At 70.0% G+C, this 4,827-nt stretch carries 6 protein-coding genes; 2 read left to right on the top strand and 4 right to left on the bottom strand.

Annotation, left to right across the window (positions count from 1 at the left end):
* Both HUV01_RS12105 and HUV01_RS12100 read right to left on the bottom strand, forming a co-directional pair.
* On the bottom strand, nucleotides 1-227 hold a 227-nt coding region (locus HUV01_RS12105; RefSeq protein ID WP_174298495.1), incomplete at its 3' end, for a squalene/phytoene synthase family protein.
* A 70-nt stretch (nucleotides 228-297) separates the two neighbouring features.
* On the bottom strand, nucleotides 298-879 hold the full coding sequence (locus tag HUV01_RS12100; protein WP_174298494.1) for a TIGR00730 family Rossman fold protein: 582 nt from the start codon (nucleotides 877-879) through the stop codon (nucleotides 298-300).
* Between the two features lie 24 nt (nucleotides 880-903).
* On the opposite strand from HUV01_RS12100, the gene HUV01_RS12095 reads away from it, so the two are divergent.
* Together HUV01_RS12095 and HUV01_RS12090 are read left to right on the top strand one after the other, a co-directional pair.
* Nucleotides 904-1,458, top strand: a complete 555-nt coding sequence (locus HUV01_RS12095) for a hypothetical protein (protein ID WP_217431003.1) — start codon at nucleotides 904-906, stop codon at nucleotides 1,456-1,458.
* Nucleotides 1,455-1,949, top strand: a complete 495-nt coding sequence (locus HUV01_RS12090; RefSeq protein WP_174298492.1) for a hypothetical protein — start codon at nucleotides 1,455-1,457, stop codon at nucleotides 1,947-1,949. Before HUV01_RS12095 ends, HUV01_RS12090 begins: the two co-directional genes overlap by 4 nt.
* A gap of 44 nt (nucleotides 1,950-1,993) precedes the next feature.
* On the opposite strand, the gene HUV01_RS12085 is transcribed toward HUV01_RS12090, so the two are convergent.
* Nucleotides 1,994-3,469 (bottom strand): phytoene desaturase, encoded by a 1,476-nt coding sequence (locus tag HUV01_RS12085; protein ID WP_174298491.1) that lies wholly within the window; start codon nucleotides 3,467-3,469, stop codon nucleotides 1,994-1,996.
* A complete protein-coding gene (gene crtY, locus HUV01_RS12080; protein ID WP_174298496.1) occupies nucleotides 3,466-4,608 on the bottom strand; it encodes a lycopene beta-cyclase CrtY in 1,143 nt (380 codons plus the stop codon). The genes HUV01_RS12085 and crtY overlap by 4 nt, the downstream gene beginning before the upstream one ends.
* Nucleotides 4,609-4,827: the final 219 nt, after the last annotated feature.

The raw sequence follows: 4,827 nt of genomic DNA, 5'->3' as shown, positions 1-4,827 counted from the left end.
TCCGCCACCGGCGCCAGCGCGCCGCCGCCCTCCTGGCCATCGGCGATGTCGTCGCACCGCCGGCACCACGCATAGAGCAGCCACGCGCGCTCGCGCGTCGCCGGATCGAACAGCGTCGACGCGGCGGCGAAACTCTTGGAGCCGACCGCGATCGACTCCCGCGCCGCCGCGACCAGCTCGTCCCGCGTCACGCTCCCGTCGTCACCCCCGCGAAAGCGGGGGCCCATCTCCTGAAGGCCGCTCTCAGGTCATGCGTCGGCGATGGCTCCCCGCCGACGCAGGGATGACGAAGAGGGGTCACAGGCCGGCCGCCTTCATCGCGACGACCGTCCGCACCGGCTCGGCCGCCGCCATCCGCGCCAGCAGCGCCTCCAGTTCGTCCGCCACGATCAGCAGCCCCCGATGCTGCGCCCGCAGGAAACCGACTTCGGCCATCTTGTCCCAGAACGCGACCAGCCCGTCATAATAGCCGAGCGCGTTGAGCAGCCCCACCGGCTTGGCGTGATAGCCCAGCTGCGCCCAGCTCAGCGCCTCCCACAGCTCGTCCATCGTGCCCGTCCCGCCCGGCAGCGTCACGAACCCGTCCGACAGGTCGGTGAAGGCCTGCTTGCGCTGGTGCATCGTCTCGACCACGGTGAGCGAGGTCAGCCCGCGATGCGCCACCTCCGCATCGACCAGCGCCTGGGGAATGACCCCGATCACCTCGCCGCCCGCCGCCAGCGCAGCATCGGCCACCGCGCCCATCAGCCCCAGCCGGCCGCCGCCATACACGATCCCGATGTCGCGCTCGGCCAGCCCGCGCCCGACCGCGCGCGCGAGCTGGAGATAGGCGGGATCGGCCGGCGTGGCGGAGCCGCAATAGACCGCGAGACGCTTCATCATTCCCGGCTAGGCGAAGCATCGTTGAGCGACAAGTCGTCGCTGGGTGGGGAACGCCCCGGCTTACCATATGTTAAGTCACGGATGCCCGTAGCTCCTTCGTGGTGGCCTCCGTTGATCGCGCTCGCCTTGGCGGGACCGGCGTTCGCGTCGGCAGCGTCGGCCTCCACGCATTGGTCGAGCCCGGCCACTAGCCGCGATTTCGCGATCGTCCGACCGGAGTTGCAGCGCATTGCGGACGAGGAAGGTCGTCGACGCGTCAACCATTTTTGCGCTGTCGTGCAAGATGTGCGTGAGCCGCCCAGCCCGACCAGCGAGGGCGATCGCCGCGTCCTGATTGTCCAATGGCGAGAGGGGAGACGGATCGATAGCTACGGTCCCGCCCCAAGCGGCCGGATCGGCGCCGAGCAGGCGGACGCCGGCGCGTCCATCGACCTGGCGCACGACGTGATCGAGACCGACGCGCAGATCGACGGTAGCATCAAGCGCGTCACTCGCGCCTATGTCAGCGGATTAATCGCGCACTGCCGTGACGACGGAACGACGTATGTCGTGCTCCGTGGCAAGCGTCGTCGGTGACGGTTCACCTTGATCCCCTGAGCACGCCAGCCGGGTTGATGGAGCGGCTGTTTCTGCACGAGACCCGGTCGCCAAGCTACGGCGCCAGCTACGATCCCGATGACTCGCTCAAGGCCATGCGCCTGATGCGCCAAGCGGTGGAGAACCGGCTTAGCGAGCCCAACCTATGGGGCGCGAGAGGTGCCACCGATGAGATCGGCGTCATCACCGTGCGCAGTCAATTCGGGCAGTTCGCCTCTTATCCAAACCTGCCCATTTCCTTCATGGCGCAAGTCGACCTGATCGTCTCGCTCGCGAACTCACCCGGTGACTCGCGCGCCGCCGCCAATGCAAGGCATGTCGGCGATGCCATCACCGCCGCCACCGAAATCACCCCACCGGTGGGGATCGCCGGGCTGGGCGTCGTCGCCTGGCGTACGGCGGGTCATGGCTCGCCTGGTACCCGCTTCCGCGCGGTCATGACGCTTCAAGGCAACACCTTTTCGCGTTGACCGGTTAACATCCAGCGTTCCGCCCGTGGCGTCGCCTGCCTCAGTCACGCGTCCTCCAGCATCAGCGCCGCCGTCGCCTTGGCGCTCCCGACCACGCCGGGGATGCCCGCGCCCGGATGGGTGCCGGCGCCGACGAAGTACAGGTTGGGGATATGGTCGTCGCGGTTGTGCGTCCGGAAGAAGGCCGATTGCGTCAGCACCGGTTCCAGCGAGAAGGCGGAGCCCAGATGCGCCGACAGGTCGCGCGCGAAGTCGGGCGGGGCGTAATGGAACTTGGTGACGATCCGCTCGTGGATGTCGGGGATCAGCCGCCGCCCGATCTCGTCCAGGATGCGCTTCTCCAGCACCGGCCCGACCACGTCCCAGTCGAGCGGCGCCTTGCCCAGATGCGGCACCGGCGCCAGCGCGTAGAAGGTGCTCATCCCCGCGGGCGCCATCGACGGATCGGTGACGGTGGGATGATGGAGATAGAGCGAGAAATCCTCGCTCAGCACGCCATGGTCGTAGATGTCGTCCAGCAGCCCCTTGTAGCGTGGGCCGAACAGGATCGAATGGTGCGGGATGCCGGGCCACTCGCCCCTGATCCCGAAATGCACCACGAACAGCGAGGGCGAGAAGCGCTTGCGCTTGAGCTTGCGCGCGGTGCGCTGGCCCGCGCGGCTGCCGGACAGCAGGTCGGCATAGGAATGGACGACATCGCCGTTGCAGGCCACCGCGTCCGCCGGCGTCGACCAGCCGCTGGCGGTGCGCACGCCCGTCGCGCGGTCTCCCAGCGTGTCGATCGCCGTCACCGCGTCGCCCAGCCGCGTGACGCCGCCCAGCCGCTCGAACTGCGCGACCATGCCCCCGATCAGCTTGTTGGTGCCGCCCATCGCGAACCAGACGCCGCCGTCGCGCTCCAGCTTGTGGATCAGCGCATAGATGCCGCTGGTCTTCATCGGGTTGCCGCCGACCAGCAGCGTGTGGAAGGACAGCGCCTCGCGCAGCTTCTCGTTGCGCACATAGCTCGACACGATCGAATAGACCGAGCGCCAGGCCTGGTAGCGCGCCAGCGCCGGCGCCGCCTTGATCATCGAGGCGAAGTCCAGGAACGCCTTGGCGCCCAGCTTGACATAGCCCTCCTGATACACGCCCTCGGCATAGGTCAGGAAACGCTCGTACCCCGCGACATCGGCCGGATCGAGCTTGGCGATCTCGCGGGTCAGCGCCACCTCGTCGTTCGAATAGTCGAACACGGTCCCGTCCGGCCAGGACAGCCGGTAGAAGGGCGAGACGGGAACGAGCTTGACGTCCGCCGCCATGTCGCGCCCCGACAGCGCCCACAGGTCGGTGAGGCAGGCGGGATCGGTAATGACGGTGGGCCCGGCGTCGAAGGTGAAGCCGTCGCGCTCCCAGTGATAGGCCCGTCCGCCGGGCTTGTCGCGCGCCTCGACCAGCGTCGTCTGCACGCCCGCCGACTGCAACCGGATCGCGAGCGCGAGCCCGCCGAATCCGGCGCCGATCACCACTGCCGTCTTCATCGCCACATCACCTTCAGCGCGCGCCCGATCGGCACGGGCGGCCGACCCATCAGGACGCGCGCCTGATCGGCCAGCGTCGAACGACCTGCATAGAACCGCGATATAAGGGGCGCGGGCAGCCGATAGAAGCGCTGGAGCACCCGCCACCGCTCGGCGGGCGCCGCCGCGCCGAACAACATGCGATCGAGCAGCCGGTAGAAGCCGCGCGCGCCCCACGCGGCGGCGGCGTGTTCGCGCGTCAGCCGGTCCAGCGCCGCCTGGCCCAGATCCGGCGCCGCTGTGATCCTGAGCGCCAGCCGGACCGCGTCGGGCAGCGTATAGCCGGTGGTCGGCTGGCAGAGCCCCGCGCGCATCCCCGCCTTCGCGCCGCCCGCGCCCCAATAGGCGGCGAAGTCGCCGCCGGAGATCACCGGCAGCACGCCCGTCTCGATCCGCTCCTCGCCCGCGACGCGCCAGCCCCGCGCGGTGGCATAGGCCGCGATCCGCGCCCGGATCGCGGGCACGTCGAGGTCGGGCGTGTCGCTGTAATAGGTATCCTCGACGAAGATCTCGGCCGGCCCGAACGGCAGCAGGTAGACGAAGCGATAGCCGTCGATCTGCTCCACCGTCGCATCCATCACCACCGGCCGCGTCAGTCCGTGCGGCGCGTCGAGCGTCAGGTGAAGCCCGACGAACTTCTGCCACCCGCCGCGCAGCAGCGACAGATCGCCCGGGCCGCGCGCGTCGATGACCGCGCCAGCCGGAAGCCGCCGCCCGTCCGCCAGCCCGACGCCGCCCGGCTCGATCGTCGCGCCCGTACCGGTGAACAGCCGCTCGGCCGGCAGCGCCGCACGCAGCGCCGCGTCCAGCCGCTCGGACGGGATCGAATGATAGCCGGTGTCGATCGTCCGGCTCAGCCCCGGGAAGCGCACGTCGTAGCCGGGCCAGCGATGCGCCACCAGCGGCGCCACCAGCGCCCGCCCGTCCGCGTCCACGTCGCCGTCGAAGAACGACCAGAGATGGTTGCCCCCGAACCGGTCGCCCGCCTCGATCAGCCCGACCCGCAGCTCGGGCCGCCGCGCCGCCAGCGCCAGCGCCAGCAGCCCGCCGGCAAGCCCGCCACCGACGATCGCGAGGTCCAGGGGTTGCGCGGCGGCCATCCGTTCGCGTCGTAGCGGGACCATCCTCACCGGTGAACCGCTTTGTCACCCCGGCATAACCTCCCGCGCCGATCCTCCCCCGGACGGGAAGGGGACCGCCGCGCGAAGCGCGGTGGTGGAGCGGGCCCGGGCCGGGCACCAGCTTCGGGGTCCGGCTCCTTTCTCGGGCACCCGACGCGCGCTCCCGAGAACCTAGGCCGACCGCCGCCGCCACATCCG

The sequence above is a fragment of the Sphingomonas bacterium genome, from assembly GCF_903643035.1.
Classification (GTDB): domain Bacteria; phylum Pseudomonadota; class Alphaproteobacteria; order Sphingomonadales; family Sphingomonadaceae; genus Sphingomonas.
The sequence above is the reverse complement of the archived record's forward strand: the minus strand, read 5'-3'. Positions and strand labels throughout refer to the sequence as shown.

Excerpts from the sequence above, each read along its gene's own strand:
- HUV01_RS12100 (WP_174298494.1), bottom strand. The coding sequence starts at position 879 with ATGAAGCGTCTCGCGGTCTATTGCGGCTCCGCCACGCCGGCCGATCCC.
- HUV01_RS12085 (WP_174298491.1), bottom strand. The coding sequence starts at position 3,469 with ATGAAGACGGCAGTGGTGATCGGCGCCGGATTCGGCGGGCTCGCGCTC.
- crtY (WP_174298496.1), bottom strand. The coding sequence starts at position 4,608 with ATGGCCGCCGCGCAACCCCTGGACCTCGCGATCGTCGGTGGCGGGCTT.